This is a genomic window from Nonlabens dokdonensis DSW-6 (genome assembly GCF_000332115.1).
GTDB lineage: Bacteria > Bacteroidota > Bacteroidia > Flavobacteriales > Flavobacteriaceae > Nonlabens > Nonlabens dokdonensis.
Window position 1 is genome coordinate 1342349 of record NC_020156.1, and the last position, 21023, is coordinate 1363371.

Sequence of the window (21023 nt, forward strand, 5' to 3'; positions counted from 1 at the left end):
ATTTAGTTTTGATTGTGACTACTAAAATAAAGATTAACATTTTTTTATATGTTAAGTAAACTATAACTAATTTGTAGCTTACAAGACTTTATAAACGCAAAAAGGTTTCTCCTTAGAAAAACCTTTTTAAAAAATAAACTGATGGGCTGTCGTTTATTTTATCAATAATTTTTTAGTCAATGTACCTTCGGTAGAATTGATTTGAATGAAATATATTCCTTGTGATACGCCTGTTAAATCGACTTGATGTAGGGTTCCTGAGTTTTGGGTTTTTGAAGAAATGATTTTACCACTTACGTCATAAACGTTGTAATCAAAGCTAATTGAATTGTTCCATTGTATATTAAATATTCCAGTTGAAGGATTAGGATAAATAGAAACAGAATCTTCTAATGAGATAGAGTCGTTGCTTAAAATACCAGTTACGATAAAGTTATCTATTACAGCACCTTCATCAGTTACAGATTGATCAGTTCTAAGAACAAATCTAAAAAGTACTTCTGATGGGTTATTCAAAAAGTTTAATGGTAAGCTGTAATTAGTAAGCGTATTTCCTACTCCTGTTCCGGTCCATTGCGCTCCCACACAATTAAAACAATTAGAATTATTAGGGAATCTATTTGAGTTGTACCAATTAGGATCAGTGGCACTACCTAGAATACTCCAGTTAGAGCCTCCGTCGGTAGAATATTGCATATAAAGTAAATCCCAATTGGTTTCAATATCAAATGCCATATCAAATGATACTACTGGATTATTGATAAAGCTCAAATCATAACAGCCTGTATAGAGATAGCTTGTTGTATCATTTCCATAAACGCCGTTTAGGTTGGTGGCATATACTTTGGAGCTTCCTGCCAAATTACTTCCTAAAATTGTACCGCTTGCATTGCCTCGTTCCCATTCTGAAGAGGAACTACCTTCAATAGAAGTTAAAAAGGCTCGGTTCTCAAATTGGTAGGTATCATTTACAACTCCAGTAGAATTGATTAAAAATTCTTTTACAGCCCGATTGTTTGCTGTAAAATAATCATTTGTAGTAGTGACATTTACATTTATAGTATGTGATCCTAAGCTCAAATTTAGTCCAGTTATTGTTATTATGTCAGTACTTTGAGGAGTAATAGAAACATTAAATTGTTGCGATACTAAAGTTCCACGATCAACTGTATAAGTAAGGTCTATGTTGTTGATAATATTACTTCCTGCATTCTCCACTATCACATCTATACTATTAGAGTTACAAGCTATTTCTCCTGCGTTATCTTGAATAGCTACCAATCTGATATCAGAATTAGGAGCAGCTCTTTGTAAAGCAGTTTGCCATATTCCTCTACCGTAAGTTCCTGCTGTTAGAATATTATCATTTGTATTGATCTCTAAATCTCTAATGTTGACATTAGGTAAGTTATTCCCAAATTGCTCCCATAATCCACTGCTCTCATCATAGCGATACACTCCAACGGTAGTTCCTACAAATAATGGTTCATCAACACTAAGTCCTTGATGAGCCAAAGTGTTTTTTCCTAAGTTGGGTAGATTGCTGGTGATGTTGGAGAATGAAGCCCCTTGATTGGTGCTTTTATAAACTTGACCACTAGAAAACCTAGTAGCTACATAAATGGTAGAACCATCATTAGAATTCACTTCTATTGCTGAAATATTCTCAGGAAAGCTAAGGACAGAAACAAAACTAGCTCCAGCATTTGTACTTTTATACAGCACATCATTGACAGCAACATAAATTATATTATCATCATTAGGATCAATTTCTAAAAGATCGATATTACCTCCAAAAGAAGGTGATACCGCACTAAAAGAAGTACCTACTACCTTATAAAGACTGGTGTATCCAGCATAGATGGTTCCTTGACTATCTGTTTTCATGGGTGTAATCCAGTTTCCATTTTCCGGACCACTGATGCTAAAAGCTCTACTATTACCTCCATTATTTGTAAAATATAAACCACCACCTCGTTGAGTAAAACCGTATCTTATATTAGAATTGTTAGGGTCTATACCAGCTTCCATCCCGTCAGCTCCATAATAATTTTTCCAAGAATTTGCACTTCTAGTAAATCCGCCGTTATCTTGTAAACCACCAGCTACTTCAGTACTAGATTGTTTTCCTACTGCAATTCTATAAAACTGTCCTATTTGCGCTGTAGCTGTCAAATCTGTAAAACTACCAGCTTGGTTCGTACTTCTATAAACACCTCCGTCTGATAGAACAAAAAGCTCGTTACCAAATTGTCTTATTTGGTGTATGTCTGCATGAGTGTAAGAAGCTTGAGAACTATTGCTCCAGCTATTAATTTTTGAAAAAGAAGAGCCTCCAGAAGTAGATTTCCAGATATTGAGACATCCAGTATAAATTGTTTCTGGATTAGTAGGTGATACTTCTAGAGCAAGATCATACCAGCCTTGTGTATTTTCTAAAATATCGACTCCGTTATCTCTTTTTATAAAACTAAGACCGCTATTCGATGATCTGTAAACACCAACTAAATTTGCACTGTTATCAATGATAAGTAAGTAAACGTAATTATCGTTTGCTGGAGTAACACCTATTACAGACCTACCTTGATTAAATGGTAAACCAGAATTGATTTCTGTCCAAGTATTTCCTTGATCCACAGATCTGTAAAAACTAGAGATCGTAGACATATAGATAATATTTGAATCTCCTGGCTTGAATTTTATGTCTTTTACATTGGCATTAAATGTTCTTGTTACACTTGTTCCCGCGTTGGTAGATTTATAAAACCCCTGATTAGAAGAGATAAATAAGTTATTACTATTATTTGGGTCGATGTATATTTCGCTAATATTTGCTCCACCTCTAGTAAAAGTAAGTCCAGTGGTATTAAAAGTAGCACCGCCATCAGTTGATTTAAGCATTCCTATACTATCACTATCTCCAGCATCATCATCTCCAGTTCCTATGTAAACAATATTTGAGTTGTTAGGATCTATCGCAATGGCACTAGTTCCTATTTGTGAAAGAAAGTCAGTTAAAGGAGTCCAATTTGCTCCAGCGTCTATAGATTTCCATGCTCCACCGCTAGGCGTTCCCATGTAGTAAATATTGGGGTTATTAGGATCAACGGCAAGAGTATTAACACGTCCTTGACCAGGTGACCATGAACCTGTTTCTGTATAAGTAAATGGACCTACCGGAAGCCAGTTAGAATTATCAATTAAGCCATTTTTTGTAGAATTACTTTCAAGTAAGCGCTGTATTTCAAAAGGAGATTGTAGTGTACCGTCTTCTTTTACATAGGCTTCTGCACGACTGACCCATCTCATAAAAGGTTTGTAACCGCTACCTTTAACATCTTTATCGTGTGCTTCCCAGTAGTTTTCTCCGGCTTCTTTAATTTCTTGGTAAGTAGGTTCTACTCCGTTTTTTTGAGTCAAAAGATCTTGCATCCACGGTGCATCTGTTCCTAGTTGGGCAAAAGTGAATAAGCCGCAAAACAGCAAAATAATTGTAGTAAATAATTTCATTAATCGGTATTTGAGGTGCAAAAGATAATGACTGTTTATCACAGAACAATAACTGAACTGAAAAAGAATAATTGATTTCTTTCTCAAATTAAACGTCAGCAAACTGCACATGAATTAAAGGTTAAGTCTCGGTTTACTTACGTAACTTACTTTCTTTTAGTTGTTAAAGGATCTAATTCATAACCAGTTTGCTTCCCTTTTCTATCTCTAGATAAGCCATTTGTCATCCATACTGGAGCTGGTGCGCCTTTAAGATAATGATCGAAGAACTGCATCATTCTTATAGATAAATCCCTTCTATTTTTAGTTTCTCTTAGGTTGTGAGCCTCGTCATTATAAACAAGCAACCAAGACGGTTTTCCTAATCTACGCATTCCCATGAACATTTCTATACCTTGATAATAGGGTACGGCACCATCTGCATCATTATGCATCATGAGCAGCGGTGTTTCTATTTTAGGAATATGAAACAAAGGCGAGTTCTCTATATACAAATCCAGTCCTTCCCATAGGTTTTTACCTATTCTAGTTTGCGTTTTTTCATATTGAAAAGCACGGCTTAAACCGCTTCCCCAGCGTATACCACCATAAGCGCTAGTCATATTTGAAACTGGTGCGCCCGCCATAGCCGCAGCATATTTATTGGTACGTGTTACTAAATAAGCGGTTTGATAACCACCCCAACTTTGACCTTGTAAAGCCATTTTAGTGGAATCTACATATCCTAATTTTTCCACAGCTTCGGTTCCAGAAACGATGCAATTGTAAGCACTTTCTCCAGGATGTCCGTCTTTATACACGACATCTGGTACAAAAACCACATAATCATTACTAGCTAGGTAGGCAAAATTCACCGTACTCGCACTAGGCAAAGGAGATCGGTAACTATGAAGTCTATCGGCATATTTTTCATAGAAATAAACAATCATTGGGTACTTTTTGTTAGGATCAAAATTAGCGGGCTTGTAAATAAGCCCTTCTAATGGAACCTCATCGTAAGCTTTCCATTCAAACAATTCTACCGTTCCCCATTTGAAATCTTCCTCCTGCGGATTGATATCCGTAAGTGGTTTTTTAAGTTTTGGAGTCACGTATTCTATATCTGGGTAATCTTGAAAATTTCCTGATGTGATCAATAAAGCGTCTGCGTTTTCCGCTTTCGCGAAAGCGGTAACATTACGATCGCTCACCTCATATAACGGCCCTATTCCATTTGCACCAAGTAACATTAAAGAGTTTGCTTTTGTACGATGATCAAAGGCTGAGAGCAATAACTTATTATTAAAATAGGTAGCAAGGTCACGGTTTTCTCTATCGAGTGTTTCTGTGCGATAGGTGATCTTGTTTTTACGACCTGATTGAGTCATATTAACAGGTGTAGCTTCTCCGGTAGGATCCAGCTTCCAGATATCATATTTATCATATACGAGAGCAAATCCATCTTTATCAAAGCCTCCAAATCCATGTGCATTTGCTAGCGATGGATGATCGTCATCTTCGTCTGCAAAGCTTACATCTAAGAATTTAGTGAGGTTCTTACCTATTTGAGTTTCTAAATTCATCATATGCCAATCTTGGGTATCAAAATTGAAATAAATCACGTGCGTATTTTCTGGATTTCTTATAGGCGAACTTCCAGAATTGTTGATGATAAATTTTTTACTACGCGTCTTTAGGTTTTCTACCAGATAGTCAGATCTCCAAGGATAATCCCATGACCTTGCTATGTCATATTTATCGTTGTTTGCATAAATAACATAATTGCCTTCCATATCATCGTCCCAATCGGTATCTCTCATATCATAATCATTGAAAAACTGAATAGATTCTTTTTCAGTATCCCAGATAATAGTTGAGGATTGTCTTTCTAAACTAGAAATACGAGTCTTTTGTTCTGGTTGTGTCATGCGATCTTTATAATTCCAGACGTCCACTTGAGCAATCTCGTCATCCATTAAAGTTGTGTCTATGGTGTATTCAATTTTGGGTTGTGTGTAAAACATCAAGCGTTTTCCATTTTCAGAAAATCGTGCTTTTCTTTTATCAGTAAGTGTCCAGCCATTTTTGATGTTTCCTTCTCCGTAGGCCAGTTGTCTTGTAAAAGCATCTTTATCTTTTTGATAATACAGTTCGTATTTTAAAGAATCAATTTCTGTACTGTCCATGGCGACTTTGTAAGCAAGCTGTTTACCGTACTTATCTATAGAAAGATCTTTGTACCGCCATGCGGTTTCTAATAAAGTTGTTGAGGTCCTACTGGTAGCATCATAGTAGTAAACGCCATGATCCTTTTTCTTTTTTCCCTGCTCTCGAGAATAAATAAAACCATTTCCTTCACGTGGCATTTGATAATCTTTAAAACTATCAATGCTGTCTTTTGCTTTGGTTGCAGGTAGGTATACAATCAAATAATCATCTTCAGTATAATCTACTTTTTCAACTTCTTCTTTTGAGTTTTCTTTTTCTTCTTTGGCCTTTTTTTCTGCTTCCTCCTTTTCTCTTTTTAATCGGCGTCTTTTTTCTCTTTTAGTTTCTTTTAAAGGTTCTTCTGCTTTTATTTCAGTAGTATCTTTTTTCTTTTCAGGTTTGAGGTCTTTGTACTTTTCTAGAATAAGAAATTCGTTGCGTTTATCACTAGCGGTATATTTTTTTACTCGTTGTATAGAATCTATAATAGTTCCACTGGCCACTTCATAAACCATAAAGGTGTTTTTGGATTGCTTGGCTTTATCTACTTCGTCTTTTTTCTCTTTGCGTAGTTCTTCATATTCTGGTTTTTGAAGAAAATAGATATATTTCTCATCGGCACTTATTTGTGGATCGATACCGTTTAAGAACGTGTGTTTTGTATCACCAGATATATTGTGAATTTCTAAATAGCCGTTACCAGCACCAGTAGATGTGACTACACTTATGGCAACTAGATTACCACTTGGGGAGATTTCCCTGCTTGCAGCGCGCTTCCATAAGTCGTAGTCATTATGAGTAAGCGCTCTTTTTTGCCCAAAAGTTGTAAAACAAATACTTAAAACGAAGAAGTAGAGAAGGTTTTTCATAATCTGTGGTTGGTATTATTTAAAGATTGTATTTTTATTATTGTGCTTTTAATTCTTTGATATAATTCTCATCCCAAGTTTTTTTCATTGCTGTAAGCGAGCTCACGTTATCATTAGGAACTGCTATAGATAGAACATAGTGCGCGACTTTCCATTTGCCGTCTTGCATCCTCATAACGCCACTACCACGACAAATTCCCATTTGCGTATCTAATAATTCATCAAAATAAACCCAACCGTTTGCCGAGTAAATATTACGCTCTAATGAAGTAAAAGACCAAGCTTTTCCTTTATCAAAATAAGGTTTTGAGAAAGTTTTAAACTCTTCTAGTTGCCAGTTTTCAGTGGCATCAGTGCCTATAAAAACGGCGTCGTCAGTCATAAGATTGAAGTACTTATCAAAGTTTGCTTGAGCTGCAGCCTCGTGCCAGGCGTCTATAGACTGCTCTACGGCAGCAGTATTTAAAGGTTGTTTTGAGGCACAACTTGCCAATAGGATAGCGCTAAATAAGAGAAGAAAATTTTTCATAGGTAGTAAAGATAAAGATTACTAATTTTAAATCATGAAAAAACATAAATGTGGCTGGTGCCTGGGCGATGATCTTTATGAAGCTTACCACGATCAAGAATGGGGAAAACCTGTTTATGACGATCAAACCTTATTTGAATTCTTGATTCTTGAAACCATGCAAGCTGGTTTAAGCTGGATCACTATTTTACGAAAACGCCAAAACTATTTTGATGCACTTGACCAGTTTGATGTTCAAAAAATAGCAAACTACGACCAGGCAAAACAGGAGGAATTACTTCAAAACGCTGGAATCATACGCAATAAATTAAAGGTAAAATCCATTGTGACAAATGCGCAACTATTTATAGAGATTCAAAAAGAATACGGTAGTTTTTCTAGGTTTATATGGAATTATGTAGATGGACAGCCTATAAAAAATGAAGTGAAGAATTATAAAGAAGCACCTGCAAACACAACATTATCAGATCAAATTTCTAAAGATTTAAAGAAACGAGGCTTTAAATTTGTAGGTTCAACGATCATGTATGCTTTTATGCAAGCCACCGGAATGGTAAATGATCATGAGGTAAATTGTTTTAGATACGATGAGGTATAAAGTTTTATGGATTTTTATTGTTCTCGCTTTCGCGAAAGCGGAATACACAATAGCACAATCAACTCAAAAAATAGAGCGCGAGGAAAAAATATCGAAAGCGCTATTTCCAAAAAATGCCATAACGTTTGTGGAAACCATAGGAAATTCAAGAAAAAAAGTGAATTTCTATCGAGAAACTGATGGCGACAAGATCAGTTATGAGGCCAAATTAAAATATCAAAATCGTAAGTACAGTATTGAATTTGACGCAAATGGAACATTAGAAGATGTAGAAATAGATGTGCGTAAAAGAAAAATCAATAAAGCATCTTTTGCTCAAATAGAGCAATATCTAGACACTATCGCTAGAAAATACCGCATCGAGAAAGTCCAAGAGCAATACGTTGGAAAAAATAAAACGGCTCCCCAAATTGCAGATAAAATTGCACAAAAAAGTGTAGACAATTATGAAATCATCGTCGCCTTTAAAAACAATAGGAAGATTTACCGCCGGGAATATCTCTTTGATAAAAACGGAAACTTTATAAGTAAACGTGACATTAAAAGACAGGAATATGATTTCATTTTATTCTAGAGTTTTTCTGTTTTTATTAGTGCCACTTTTGTCTTTTTCGCAAATCGTAGAAGATGTAATTGTACAACCATCACTTAATATTTCATGGCAAACGGGAAATCGATGGAGTTTCAATAGCGTTATGGAGCAGCGCAACATCACTGATGATGGTTTTGGTGCACTACATATTCAAGCAGCTCAATTTGTGGGTTATGAAGTAGGTTTTTATTCTCAAATAGGGTTTGTGGTAATGTACAGAGAGCTTTTTGATGATTCCAGACCTGAAGAAGTACGTTTTACAGAGCAGTACGTTTATAAGAGAAAATACAATGCGCTTAAAGTTGCACATAGAGTGCGATGGGACCAGCGATTGCGAGGTGATAGAACCACACACCGGTGGCGCTACAGGCTTTCTAGCTCTTTACCTTTAAATGGTTTTGCTACAGATGTTTCAGAATATTATTTAACAGCAAGTCTAGAAACAGTCTTCATAGCAGAAAAAGCCGAGCGTCCAGGATATGACCAGCGTTTTTCTTTAGGCCTAGGACGTCAATTATCTAAAAACTTGAAACTACAACTCGTTACCGAATACCGTTTTGAAGACTTCACAGCAAATACAGAAAGATTACTGTTTTTAAATTTAGGGATGTATTATTCTATTTAAAATTAATATGATCTGACTTTAGTCTAATCATCCTTGAAAATCTTTCTCTTCGGTTAAATAGCATCTTGATTCTATACAACAATCCACGCATTTAATTGTTATATTTACGTTTCAAGTAATGACTTCAATTGAGCGAGTTAATCGTTTCAATTTCAATATATAGAGAATACAAGGATGAGCTGTAACAGTTGTGGAACAGGTGGTAGTACGCCTGGAGGATGTAAAAATAATGGTACTTGTGGTACCAGTGGATGTAATAAGTTAACCGTATTCGACTGGTTAGCAAATATGGAGTTGCCAGACGGGCAGAAAAAATTTCCCTATGTAGAAGTGCGTTTTAAGAACAGTCGTAAAGAATTCTTTTTTAATAAAGAAGATTTGCAGCTTAAAATAGGTGACATAGTCGCGACACAAACTGAAACTGGTCACGATGTAGGTATAGTGACTATAACAGGAGAGTTGGTGCGCGTGCAAATGAAACGCAAGCGTGTCAAAATAAGTGAAGAAATCCCTCAAGTATATCGCATTGCAAATGCAAAAGACGTAGAAAAATGGGTCGCCGCACGCGAGAAAGAAGAACCTATGAAAGTGCGTGCTCGCGAGATTGCCATACGCTTGCAACTTAAAATGAAAATCTCTGACATAGAATTTCAAGGAGATGGATCAAAAGCTACCTTTTATTATACCGCAGATGAGCGTGTTGATTTTAGAGAACTCATAAGAGAATATGCAAGTGAGTTTAAAACAAGAATCGAGATGCGTCAAATAGGCTTGCGTCAGGAGGCAGCACGTCTAGGAGGAATAGGATCTTGCGGTCGTGAACTGTGTTGCAGTACCTGGTTAACCGATTTTAGATCTGTTACAACAGGAGCGGCGCGATATCAAAATTTATCCCTTAATCCGCAGAAGCTTGCTGGACAGTGTGGAAAGCTTAAATGCTGTCTCAACTACGAGTTAGATTCTTACATGGATGCACTCAGCACGTTTCCAAAGCAAAACCAAAAACTCTATACCGACAAAGGGACAGCAGTATGTCAAAAAGTAGACATTTTTAAAGGTCTTATGTGGTATTGCTATGAAGGCGACTGGATGAGCTGGCATACACTTACTACTGAGCAAGTTCATGAAATTGTTGCAAAAAATAAAGCCAAAGAAAAAGTGGCCAGCATTGAAGAATATGCTAGCGAGTTGATTATAGAAGAAAAAGTGGATTTTGAAAATGTAGTAGGACAAGACAGTTTAACACGTTTTGACCAGCCGAAGTCCCGTAAAAAGCGTAGCAATAAAAAGCGTAGGCCTAGTGCCAAAAAGGGAAATTCAACTACAGCAACTGCCACTCAAAACGCACCTGCCAAAAAAGAAACTCCACCTAAAGGGAAAACAAGACCCAATAAAAGGAGAAATACTAAAAATAAAACTGGAGCGCAGCCTGCAAGTAAGTCTAATGATAAAAGCAAGCCAGCAAATAATCCAGCGACAAAATCAAACAAGCCTAGGCCCAAACGCAATAAAAATAACAACAGGAATAAACCGCCTAAAAAAGAAGAGTAGTGAGAAAAGTATTGTTTTTCATAACCGCTGTGATTTTTATCTCTTGTGACGATCAGCTGGTCAGTGCAGAGTATAAAGACATGCCTACTTCAGGCTGGGCGATAGAAGATGTCGCTACTTTTCAAATTGAACCACAGGACACAATTAATAAATATGATATTTTTATTAATTTGCGTAATACCCATGAATATGAGTACAATAACCTTTGGTTGATCTCTCAGATAAAATTTCCACAAGGAAAAGTCGTTACAGATACATTACAGTATCAAATGGCAGCACCAGACGGGAAGTTTTTAGGAAAAGGTTCTAACGATGTGTTTGAAAATAAACTATGGTTGCGAGAAGGTATTCGCTTTCGCGAAAGCGGAAACTACCAGCTAGCACTAAAACACGCCATGAGAAAAAACGGAGAAGTAAACGGAGATGCACAATTAAAAGGTATTCTCAACGTAGGATATAGTATAGAAAAACAATTACACGATGGCAGCAACTAAAGCACAAATCGCAAAAGAAAAAGAAGGGAAAAAGAAAAATATTTCTTTATTCTGGAAGATGTATGCCATAGGTGTAGGACTTCTCGTTTTACTTTTTCTACTGGCAGGATGGGGAATTTTTGGCGATTTACCAGACCACACAGCTTTAGAGAATCCGCAAACGGAGCTGGCAACTGAGATTGTAACTGCTGATGGGAAAACATTAGGAACCTTTTTTACTGACAATAGAAAACCCATAAAATACGATGATTTACCGCAGCATCTTATTGATGCATTAGTTTCTACCGAAGACGAGCGCTTTTGGGATCACAGTGGTATTGATGGCTATGGTACGGCTAGAGCAGTTGCTTATTTAGGACAAAAAGGAGGAGCTAGTACGATCACACAGCAACTAGCTAAACTCTATTTTACTGATACAGCAAGTAAAAATATAGTGGAGCGTATCATTCAAAAGTCTAGAGAGTGGATTATTACTTCCAGACTAGAGCAGCAGTATACTAAGAAAGAAATAATTACACAGTATTTAAATGAGTTTGATTTTTTATATCAAGCCATAGGTATTCGTAGTGCTGCAAATATTTATTTTAATAAAGAACCTAGAGAGTTAAGTGTTTCAGAAAGCGCAGTTTTAGTTTCTATGCTCAAGAATCCATGGCTGTACAATCCAAGAAGAGAGAGTAGAAAAGAACAAGTTTTGACACGCCGTAATCAAGTTTTCGTTCAAATGGTTCGTAATAATAAAATGACTGAAGCTACTAAAGATAGCCTGAAACAATTACCGGTTAAGATCAACTACAACTCAGCAGATCATAATGAAGGTATGGGAACTTACTTCAGAGAAAATTTGCGTTCTTGGTTAAAGGATTGGGCAAAAGATCACATCAATCCAGATACAGAAAAGCCTTATAACCTTTACAATGATGGACTCAAAATCAATGTTACCATAGACTCTAGAATGCAAAAAATGGCTGAAGAAGCTGTTTATGCTCATATGGAACGACTTCAAGCAGAGTTTGATCATCAACAAAAGCGCAATAAAACAGCTCCATTTACAGATCTTTCAGATTCTCAAATTGAAACCTCGATGAAAAACGCTATGAAAAGATCAGAGCGATGGAGAGAAATGAAGAAAAAAGGAATCGCTGAAGAAGCTATCATTAAGAGTTTCAATGTAAAAACAGACATGACCATCTTTGACTGGAAAGCGGAGTTCAGAGAACGCGATACTATCATGACGCCTATGGATTCCATACGTTATTACAAACAGTTTTTACATACCGGATTGATGTCTTTAGAGCCACAAACAGGTCATGTAAAAGCATGGGTAGGTGGTATTAATCACAAACATTTTAAATTTGATCACGTAGAGTTAGGAAAGCGTCAGGCAGGATCTACTTTTAAGCCTTTCTTATATTCTACAGCCATAGATTTATTGCACTATAGTCCGTGTAAAGAATATCCTGATGGTGAATACACTATTCCTGCTGGGAAGCATGGCAACGCTAAAGACTGGACACCTAAGGATTCCGGTGGTGATTATGGTAATATTATGAGCTTGCAAGAGGCTCTTGCCAAATCAAAAAACACAATCTCTGCAAGGTTGATGGATGAAGTAGGACCTCAACCAGTTATTGATCGTGCAGAACAATTAGGAATCGATGTTTCAAACATTGACGCAGTACCATCATTAGCATTAGGAACTGCAGATGTAAGTCTTTACGAAATGGTTGCTGCCTATGGTGTTTTTGCAAATGGTGGTATTTATAATAAACCAGTTTTAGTTACAAGTATTGAAGATAAAAACGGAACGATTCTTTATCAGTACATGCCAGAAAGCAAAGACGTTATGAATCCAGAAACGGCTTATGTAACAGTTAACCTTATGGAAGGTGTAACCAGAATAGGTAGTGGGGCAAAACTAAGAGGTAATAGCTCTTGGGCAGCAAATAGTACTTTTTATAAAGAGGTGATTACCGATTATCCTTATGATTTTAAAAATGATATTGCTGGTAAAACAGGAACTACACAAAACAATAGTGATGGCTGGTTTATGGGATTGGTTCCTAACTTAGTAACTGGTGTTTGGGTAGGAGCAGACGATCGATCAGTTCATTTTAAAACTACAAAATACGGTCAAGGAGCTACTATGGCACTACCTATTTGGGGAAGTTATATGAAACGCGTCTATGCAGATGAAACGCTAGAGGTTTCTAAAGAACCTTTTGAAAAACCTGAAAACCTGACTATCGAGACAGATTGTGAGGAATACAAAAAAAGTAAAGGTAGTGATGGCTTAAATAACAGCGATCAGCCAGGTGATGATGTTTCCAAGGAATTAGACATGTTATAATGATTTCAAAACTCTCTTTAGATAATATTTTGTTTCTAGATATAGAAACTGTACCTCAGTACGAGAGTTTTAACCAATTAGAAGAAATAGATCAGCAACTTTATGCTGATAAAACGAAGTATCAACGTAATGAAGAATATACACCAGCAGAGTTCTACGACCGAGCTGGCATCTGGGCAGAATTTGGTAAAATCGTTTGCATATCAGTTGGCTTCTTTGTTAATCGAGATGGACAACAATTTAGAACTCGTAGTTTTACAGGAGAAGAAAAGCACCTTTTAGAGGAGTTTTCAAGCTTATTAAAAGAGCATTTTTCTCATAGAAATCATTTGCTTTGTGCTCATAACGGTAAAGAATTTGACTTTCCATACATCGCAAGAAGAATGATTATTTTAGGAGTTGAGATTCCTGCAAAACTTAATTTATTTGGTAAAAAGCCTTGGGAAGTTCCTCATTTAGATACGTTAGAGTTGTGGAAATTTGGTGATTATAAACATTATACCAGCTTAAAATTATTAACACGCATATTAGATATCCCATCTCCTAAAGATGATATTGACGGCTCACAAGTAAGAGACGTGTTTTATGTCGATCAAGATATCCAGCGCATTGCAAACTATTGTGAGAAAGATGTGGTAGCGGTAGCACAAATAGTTCTTAAACTACGTAAAGAACCTATCCTTAATGATGACCAGATCATCTCAAAATAATATCATTGCCTCCATAAAAGGTCTCAACGTCTCTTTTTCAAATGGGAAACAAAAGACTCAAGTATTGCATGATATCAACTTTGATATTTTTCAAAATGAAATACTAGCCGTAGTTGGAGAATCTGGTAGTGGTAAGTCGGTTACTAGTAAGGCTTTGATGGGTTTGTTACCTGTTAAAGCAGCTAACATCAACGCCCAGGAACTCACTTTACTAGGAAGAGACTTATTAAAAGTGAGAGGTTCGGACTGGTCTCGCTTTCGCGGAAGCGAGATAAGCATGATCTTTCAAGAACCTATGAGCTCTCTCAACCCTACTATCACCTGCGGGAAACAAGTAATTGAGGTATTGCAACAACATCAATCAATAAGTAATGTAGCGGCTAGAAAAGAAGTATTGCGACTGTTTGAAAAAGTAAAACTTCCTATTCCTGAAACAACATTTGATAAATTTCCTCACGAGATAAGTGGTGGACAAATGCAACGTGTTATGATAGCGATGGCAATCGCTTGTAAACCTAAATTACTCATTGCAGATGAGCCTACGACTGCTCTTGATGTCACAGTGCAAAAGGAAATTATTAACCTGCTTAAAGAATTACAAGAAGAATATGGAATGAGTATTCTTTTTATTTCACATGATTTATCCTTGGTAAAGTCTATTGCAGATCGCATTCTAGTCATGTATCAAGGTAGAATTGTGGAGCAAGGAGAAAGTGAAGTAGTTTTTGAATCGCCTAAAGAACTGTATACGAGAGCGCTGATAGCTTCCAGACCTAGTACAACTGTAAGAGTCAAAAAGCTGCCTACTATCTCAGATTTTATAGAAGGTACGGTAGAAGATGAAGTTATCACGCCTACCACTCGTAAAGAACTGCATACCGTGATTTATAATCAAGAGCCTTTATTAGAAGTAAAAGAAGTTGTCAAGGATTTTAAGCTTAAGAAAGGGATTTTTGAAAAGCAACAATTCTTTAGAGCAGTAGATCGAGTTAGTTTTGACTTATTTGCTGGCGAGAGCTTAGGATTAGTAGGAGAAAGTGGATGCGGTAAAAGTACATTAGGCAACCTCATCTTACGACTTATTGATACTACCAGCGGAAACATTATTTACCGTAACCGTGATATTACTCATCTAAAAGGTAAAGAATTACGCGAGCTGCGAAAAGAGATTCAAATTATCTTTCAAGATCCATTTGCTTCTTTGAATCCGAGATTAACGGTAGGACAAGCTATTATCGAGCCTATGAAATGGCATGGAATAGGAAAAAATAACGCCCATAGAAAAGAGAAAGTCCTTCATCTTCTTAAACGAGTAGGACTTACAGAGGAACATTATAATAGATATCCTCATGAATTTAGTGGTGGTCAAAGACAGCGTATAGGAATCGCAAGAACGGTCGCTTTAGAGCCTAAATTAATTGTATGTGATGAAAGTGTGAGTGCACTTGATATATCAGTTCAAGCACAGGTTTTGAATTTGCTCAATGAATTTAAAGCAGATTTTGGATTCTCTTATTTATTTATCTCTCACGACCTGGCTGTTGTAAAATACTTTTGCGATCAAGTCATCGTCATGAACAAAGGGAAAATAGAAGAAAAAAATGAAGCCGATGCTTTGTATGCAAATCCGCAAAGTGACTATACCAAGAAATTGATTGCCGCTATTCCTGAGTGATTTGATCTTTAATCTAATAATGCTAGACTTATCAATAACAATTGAGACCTGCGCTTTAGATTCATAACTATTTGCTATTTAAAAGTATATAAAAAACAAAACCTCATAATCAATTGATTATGAGGTTTTTGTACTCGAGACGGTTACCGCGTCAAGCGCGGCAGTAAACACTGCGTCCCTTTTGTGGGATGTAAAATTTTGGACATAAAAAAAGGTCTATCAATTAAGACAGACCTTCTTGGTACTCGAGACGGGACTTGAACCCGTACGGGCATTACTACCCATTGGATTTTAAGTCCAACGTGTCTACCAATTCCACCACTCGAGCGATTGTGCCAGCGGCACATCATTGGTATTTATAAAATCTGAAAAAAGAACAGTTTTTAGAGCGAAAGACGAGATTTGAACTCGCGACCTCCACCTTGGCAAGGTGATGCTCTACCCCTGAGCTACTTTCGCAATTGCTTTAAAAGTCAAAAGCATTTCAAAGCGGTTGCAAATTTAACAACTTTCCTTATAATGCAAAGGAAAAAGCAGAAAATTATCAGCTGTTAGTGCCTTTTTTTATCAGCATGCGTTTTATTTCATTGAGTTTCATCAACGCTTCTACTGGAGTAAGCGTATTTATATCTACTTGAAGGATTTCTTCTTTGATATTTTCTAGTAATGGATCGTCTAAATTGAAAAAGCTAAGTTGCATTTCTTCTTCTTGAAGGTCCTTCATAGCTTCTTTAGAATCTTCTTGCTTATGTGTTTTTTCTAGGCGTTTTAAAATTTTATTTGCTTTTGAAATTACTTGTTGCGGCATTCCTGCCATTTTTGCTACATGGATTCCAAAACTGTGATGACTACCTCCAGAAACTAATTTACGCATAAAAAGCACCTTATCTTTCAGTTCTTTTACTTCTACATTAAAGTTTTTAATGCGATCAAATTGTGAAGTCATCTCATTCAACTCGTGATAATGAGTTGCAAAAAGGGTCTTAGGACTGGATGGATGTTCATGAAGATATTCTGTAATGGCCCATGCTATAGAAATACCATCGTAAGTGCTAGTTCCTCGACCTATTTCATCTAATAACACAAGACTCTTCTCGCTGATATTATTCAGAATACTGGCACTTTCATTCATTTCTGTCATGAAGGTAGATTCTCCTTGAGAAATGTTATCACTAGCACCTACACGAGTAAAAATTTTATCTACTATTCCCATTTTTACTTCTTCGGCAGGAACAAAGCTTCCTATTTGAGCGAGCAGAACAATCAAAGCAGTTTGTCGTAGAATAGCGCTTTTACCGCTCATGTTAGGACCGGTAATCATGATGATTTGTTGTGAGTCTCGATCTAGTTGTACATCATTAGGAATGTAAGGTTGATCTGCAGGTAGCATTTTCTCAATTACTGGATGTCTTCCACCTTTAATTTCTAACGCGTCATTATCTAGAATTTCTGGCCTTACATAATTTGAAGTAATCGCATGCAAAGCAAAAGAAATCAAACAATCTAATTGTCCTATCAATTGCGAATTATTCTGAATTGTTTTTATAGAAGGAAGAATTTCTCTCACCACATTTTCAAATAATTCTTGTTGCAATGCATTAATGCGTTCTTCGGCACCTAGTATTTTACCTTCATATTCTTTTAACTCTTCCGTGATGTAACGCTCTGCATTTACCAGAGTTTGTTTTCTAGTCCACTCTGCAGGGACTTTATCTTTATGTGTGTTTCTTACTTCAATGTAATATCCGAATACATTATTACTCGATATTTTTAAACTTGTTATTCCAGTTTCTTCACTATGTCTAGCGAGCATATTATCGAGGTAATCTTTACCTGAAGTGGCAAGACCTCTTAACTCATCTAACTCTGTATTATAACCTTGTGCAATAGTGTCACCTTTTAAAATATTCACAGGAGCATTTTCATCTATGGCTTTTTTGAAGAGTTCAATAAGATGAAGACAAGGATTGAGACTTTCTCCTATGATGTTAAGCGCTTTATTATCAGACGCTAGCGCTTTTTCCTTGATAGGAATAATGGCTTCTAGACTATTTTTAAGTTGAACCACTTCTCTAGGACATATTTTACCAACGGCAACTTTAGAAATTAAACGTTCTAAATCGCTCATGCGTTTTAAATACGATTTGATTTCTTCTTGTTGTTCTTGCGAGGCAGTAAAAAACTCTACTACGTCATGACGTTTTTTAATTTGAGCAGGATCTTTTAATGGAAATGCCATCCATCTTTTAAGCATGCGTCCACCCATCGCTGTGGTGGTTTTATCAATTACGTCAATTAAAGTTACCGCACCTTGACTTAATGGTGTGTATAATTCCAGATTGCGAACGGTAAAACGATCCATCCAAACAAAATTATCATCTTCAATACGTGATATATTTGAAATATGATCAATCTTATCGTGTTGTGTCTCTTCTAGGTAATGTAGAATTGCACCTGCTGAAATCAGTGCTTGATCTAATTTTTCTACTCCAAAACCTTTCAAAGAATTGACTTTAAAATGGCTCAATAATGAGTTTTTAGCAAAGTCTATTTGAAATACCCAATCTTCTAAATGAAAGAAAGGCAAATCATAAGGAAACTCTTGAGCTAAAGTTTTCTTATCGCTCCTAGTGACTAATAACTCGCTAGGACTGAAGTTTTGCAACAATTTATCTGCTTCTTCTTTGGAACCTTGAGAAACTAAAAATTCTCCTGTAGAAATATCCAAAAAAGCGACACCATAAACATTTCTATTAACTGAAAGCGCTGCAAGAAAATTATTAGTTTTAGAACTTAAAACTTCATCATTGAGCGCAACTCCTGGTGTGATTAGTTCGGTAACACCTCGTTTTACAATGGTTTTAGTTTGCTTGGGATCTTCTAATTGATCGCATATTGCGACACGCTCTCCTGCACGGACCAGTTTAGGCAAATACGTGTTTAAAGAATGGTGTGGAAAACCTGCCAACTCGATTTGATCACCACCATTATTACGAGCCGTAAGAACGATATTCAGTATGCGTGCTGTTTTTACCGCATCTTCACCAAAGGTCTCATAAAAATCTCCAACACGGAAAAGCAGCAACGCATCAGGATATTTCATCTTGATTTTATTGTACTGCTGCATTAAAGGAGTGACCTTCTTTGATTTTGATGCCAAAACGATACTTTTTTAGGAGTATCAAAAGTACGATTTAGCCTTATTCAAAAGGCTTATTCTATCTCATGTTTTTCAACAAGTTCTAATCAAATAGCCCTATGACATCAACAGGTAACTGTGCGTGCCATTCTTTGCCATAGTTCCTATTGAGAAAAAGAGCTACATGGTAATTGTGTTGTTTTGCTTTCGCGAAAGCGAGATCATTTAAATCACCAGTCATGAATTGAAAGTCTATATCATATCTAGTCGAAAATGCCTTTACCTGTTTTGGATTTATAAATTCAGTAGCGTAGCAATAGAAAAACGACTTTTTTGGTTCTTCTTTAGCTGGCTTGTTTTGAATATTTTCAAAAGACGCTGAGGCTAAAAATGCAAATTGATCCTTTTTAGATATGATAGTATTGTATTCTAATTTACAGTATTCATTATCACAAAATTGAGCTTTGTAAAGGTCATTGTGCTTGTTACTTTTTGTTGATAAATCTAACTTATAAATGGAACCTATTTTGGGTGTAACATCTATCATTATTTTGGGAGATGCGTGGCTTTTTACAAGCTGATGCATATAAATAACTTGATGGATGGCTGCATTTTCTGGTGAGTTCTTTTTTTCAATAATTATAATGGGAAAAGGAACACCTACCACATATTCATTTTTACCTTTTACAGCAATGTAGTTGTTTTTTTGATCAATAATCGCATGAATTTCTTTAAGTACATGACCATCTCTAGGAAGGTAGGACAAGTTGTAAACATCAAATTCCTCAATAGAAAAATGCAATTCAAAAGAAAAGGCACCTGAAGAAGATGCCTGACCTTGAACCGTCCAAGAGTAAAAAAATAGTGCTGATAAAAGAAAAAGATATTTCACTTATATATTTTAAATATGGTTCCTGATTTAGTTTATAAAACAAATCGCTCAGTGTCCTTAAAAAGTAACACTATTTCACTGTTTAATCCCACGTATATTCTTTTGAGCTAGACTGTTTTTTAATCGCTTGAAACATGGCAGACTCTAAACCGTTAGACTCACTTAGTGATTGTGTTTTAATATAGTTATCTCTCTTTTTATTAAGTTCTTGAATCTTGTTCTGTATTAAGGTTCGTTCTTGTTTTTTTGCTTTCGCGAAAGCGGTAATCTCCTTCATACTTTTATTACGCAAACTATCTGGTAACGTAGCTAGATTCTCTGATTTGAAAAAGCCTTCTCTCATTTCCTCATCTTCCATAGCATCTACAAGATCCCAAGTGGAGTTGCGGTAGTTTGAAGAAGATTTTGCTACGCTGCGTTTCACATTTGCCTGAATAGAAGCTTCCTGAACCATTTCATCCATTTCTACTTGAGCCATTTTTTTATCTTCACCTTGACGGCCGTAATACACATAGGTATTATTTAGTTTTTTATTCCATTCTAGAATTTCGTCGTCATAAGGAGTTGCTACATAGGTCGATTTTTGATTGTGATCTAGATTCATATATTCACCTTTTCCTAGAACGGCTCCTTCTTTCCAGCGTAATTGCGTTCCTGTATTCCAGTCGCCACAAAAAATGGTGTTTACGGTGACGTCTTTTTCAATTGCTTGTGCGATACTGGAAGAAAACGGCACAGAGCCTTGATTAAAACCTTCGTTACCTGCTATAAAAATCATTTTTAAGTCGTTTTTTCCATCCTTCCATTCTAATTTTTTCAACGACTTATCGATAACAGTACCGCAGTATTCCTCGCCGCCATTAGTTCTCAAACTAAACAGCTCTTTACTGATCAAGTCTAGGTCTGTAGAAAAGGAAAGCACCTCGCGTACAAAACCGTCGTTAGCACTTAAACGGCTGTTCCCATATTCGTAAATAGCAATTTCTAATAATGCTTGTTGATCGTTGCATTGTGCACTCGACATTTTATTGACGATATCCCATAACTGAGTTTTAGCCTGATCGATGAGTCCGTCCATACTATTGCTGGTATCTAGCAATAAAGCTATTTGTATAGTTGCAGGTTTTGTGTTCGCTATAATTACCGGCGCCTCAATGAATTCATCAATTATTGCGACTTGGTTTTGCGGAGTATTTCCTTTGCAAGAAAGAAATGCTGCGATGCTCAATGATAGAGCTAGAGTTTTTAAATTTTTCATGATGTTTTATTTAATACAACCGTAAAACCCTTTTGGTTGCTCGA

Annotated in this window: 14 protein-coding genes and 2 tRNA genes; 8 read left to right on the forward strand and 8 right to left on the reverse strand. The window is 36.3% G+C overall.

What is annotated here, in order from left to right; genetic code table 11:
* Positions 1 to 153: 153 nt before the first annotated feature.
* From DDD_RS05865 to DDD_RS05875, 3 genes are all read right to left on the reverse strand, one after another.
* Positions 154 to 3510 carry a T9SS type A sorting domain-containing protein gene (locus DDD_RS05865; protein ID WP_015361869.1) on the reverse strand — a complete coding sequence of 1119 codons (3357 nt, stop codon included), beginning with the start codon at positions 3508 to 3510 and terminating at the stop codon, positions 154 to 156.
* Positions 3511 to 3656: 146 nt separating this feature from the next.
* Positions 3657 to 6566, reverse strand: coding sequence for an alpha/beta hydrolase family protein (locus DDD_RS05870; RefSeq protein ID WP_015361870.1), 2910 nt, complete (start codon positions 6564 to 6566; stop codon positions 3657 to 3659).
* 37 nt (positions 6567 to 6603) lie between these two features.
* Positions 6604 to 7095: a nuclear transport factor 2 family protein gene (locus DDD_RS05875; RefSeq protein WP_041566975.1), complete on the reverse strand. Its 492-nt coding sequence runs from the start codon at positions 7093 to 7095 to the stop codon at positions 6604 to 6606.
* 34 nt (positions 7096 to 7129) lie between these two features.
* Here DDD_RS05875 and DDD_RS05880 point away from each other — a divergent pair, with 34 nt between their 5' ends.
* From DDD_RS05880 to DDD_RS05915, 8 genes are all read left to right on the forward strand, one after another.
* A complete protein-coding gene (locus DDD_RS05880) occupies positions 7130 to 7693 on the forward strand; it encodes a DNA-3-methyladenine glycosylase I (protein WP_015361872.1) in 564 nt (187 codons plus the stop codon).
* Positions 7683 to 8267 (forward strand): leucyl/phenylalanyl-tRNA--protein transferase, encoded by a 585-nt coding sequence (locus tag DDD_RS05885; protein ID WP_015361873.1) that lies wholly within the window; start codon positions 7683 to 7685, stop codon positions 8265 to 8267. The genes DDD_RS05880 and DDD_RS05885 overlap by 11 nt, the downstream gene beginning before the upstream one ends.
* Positions 8248 to 8910 carry a DUF2490 domain-containing protein gene (locus DDD_RS05890; RefSeq protein ID WP_015361874.1) on the forward strand — a complete coding sequence of 221 codons (663 nt, stop codon included), beginning with the start codon at positions 8248 to 8250 and terminating at the stop codon, positions 8908 to 8910. The genes DDD_RS05885 and DDD_RS05890 overlap by 20 nt, the downstream gene beginning before the upstream one ends.
* Before the next feature lie 174 nt (positions 8911 to 9084).
* Entirely contained in the window at positions 9085 to 10461 is a 1377-nt protein-coding gene (locus DDD_RS05895; RefSeq protein ID WP_015361875.1) for a PSP1 domain-containing protein, read from the forward strand.
* Positions 10461 to 10955: a gliding motility lipoprotein GldH gene (locus tag DDD_RS05900; RefSeq protein ID WP_111474642.1), complete on the forward strand. Its 495-nt coding sequence runs from the start codon at positions 10461 to 10463 to the stop codon at positions 10953 to 10955. Before DDD_RS05895 ends, DDD_RS05900 begins: the two co-directional genes overlap by 1 nt.
* Positions 10942 to 13305, forward strand: a complete 2364-nt coding sequence (locus DDD_RS05905; protein ID WP_015361877.1) for a transglycosylase domain-containing protein — start codon at positions 10942 to 10944, stop codon at positions 13303 to 13305. The genes DDD_RS05900 and DDD_RS05905 overlap by 14 nt, the downstream gene beginning before the upstream one ends.
* Positions 13305 to 14015: a 3'-5' exonuclease gene (locus DDD_RS05910; RefSeq protein ID WP_015361878.1), complete on the forward strand. Its 711-nt coding sequence runs from the start codon at positions 13305 to 13307 to the stop codon at positions 14013 to 14015. The genes DDD_RS05905 and DDD_RS05910 overlap by 1 nt, the downstream gene beginning before the upstream one ends.
* Positions 13993 to 15690, forward strand: coding sequence for an ABC transporter ATP-binding protein (locus tag DDD_RS05915; protein ID WP_015361879.1), 1698 nt, complete (start codon positions 13993 to 13995; stop codon positions 15688 to 15690). Before DDD_RS05910 ends, DDD_RS05915 begins: the two co-directional genes overlap by 23 nt.
* A gap of 239 nt (positions 15691 to 15929) precedes the next feature.
* Here DDD_RS05915 and DDD_RS05920 read toward each other — a convergent pair.
* The 5 genes from DDD_RS05920 to DDD_RS05940 form a co-directional block, all read right to left on the reverse strand.
* Positions 15930 to 16018 (reverse strand) — tRNA-Leu (locus tag DDD_RS05920).
* Positions 16019 to 16077: 59 nt separating this feature from the next.
* Positions 16078 to 16149, reverse strand: a tRNA-Gly gene (locus DDD_RS05925).
* An 85-nt stretch (positions 16150 to 16234) separates the two neighbouring features.
* Positions 16235 to 18850, reverse strand: a complete 2616-nt coding sequence (gene mutS, locus DDD_RS05930; RefSeq protein WP_015361880.1) for a DNA mismatch repair protein MutS — start codon at positions 18848 to 18850, stop codon at positions 16235 to 16237.
* A gap of 82 nt (positions 18851 to 18932) precedes the next feature.
* Positions 18933 to 19721, reverse strand: coding sequence for an FEKKY domain-containing protein (locus DDD_RS05935; protein WP_015361881.1), 789 nt, complete (start codon positions 19719 to 19721; stop codon positions 18933 to 18935).
* A gap of 82 nt (positions 19722 to 19803) precedes the next feature.
* Positions 19804 to 20979 carry a vWA domain-containing protein gene (locus DDD_RS05940; protein WP_015361882.1) on the reverse strand — a complete coding sequence of 392 codons (1176 nt, stop codon included), beginning with the start codon at positions 20977 to 20979 and terminating at the stop codon, positions 19804 to 19806.
* Between the last annotated feature and the right edge of the window lie 44 nt (positions 20980 to 21023).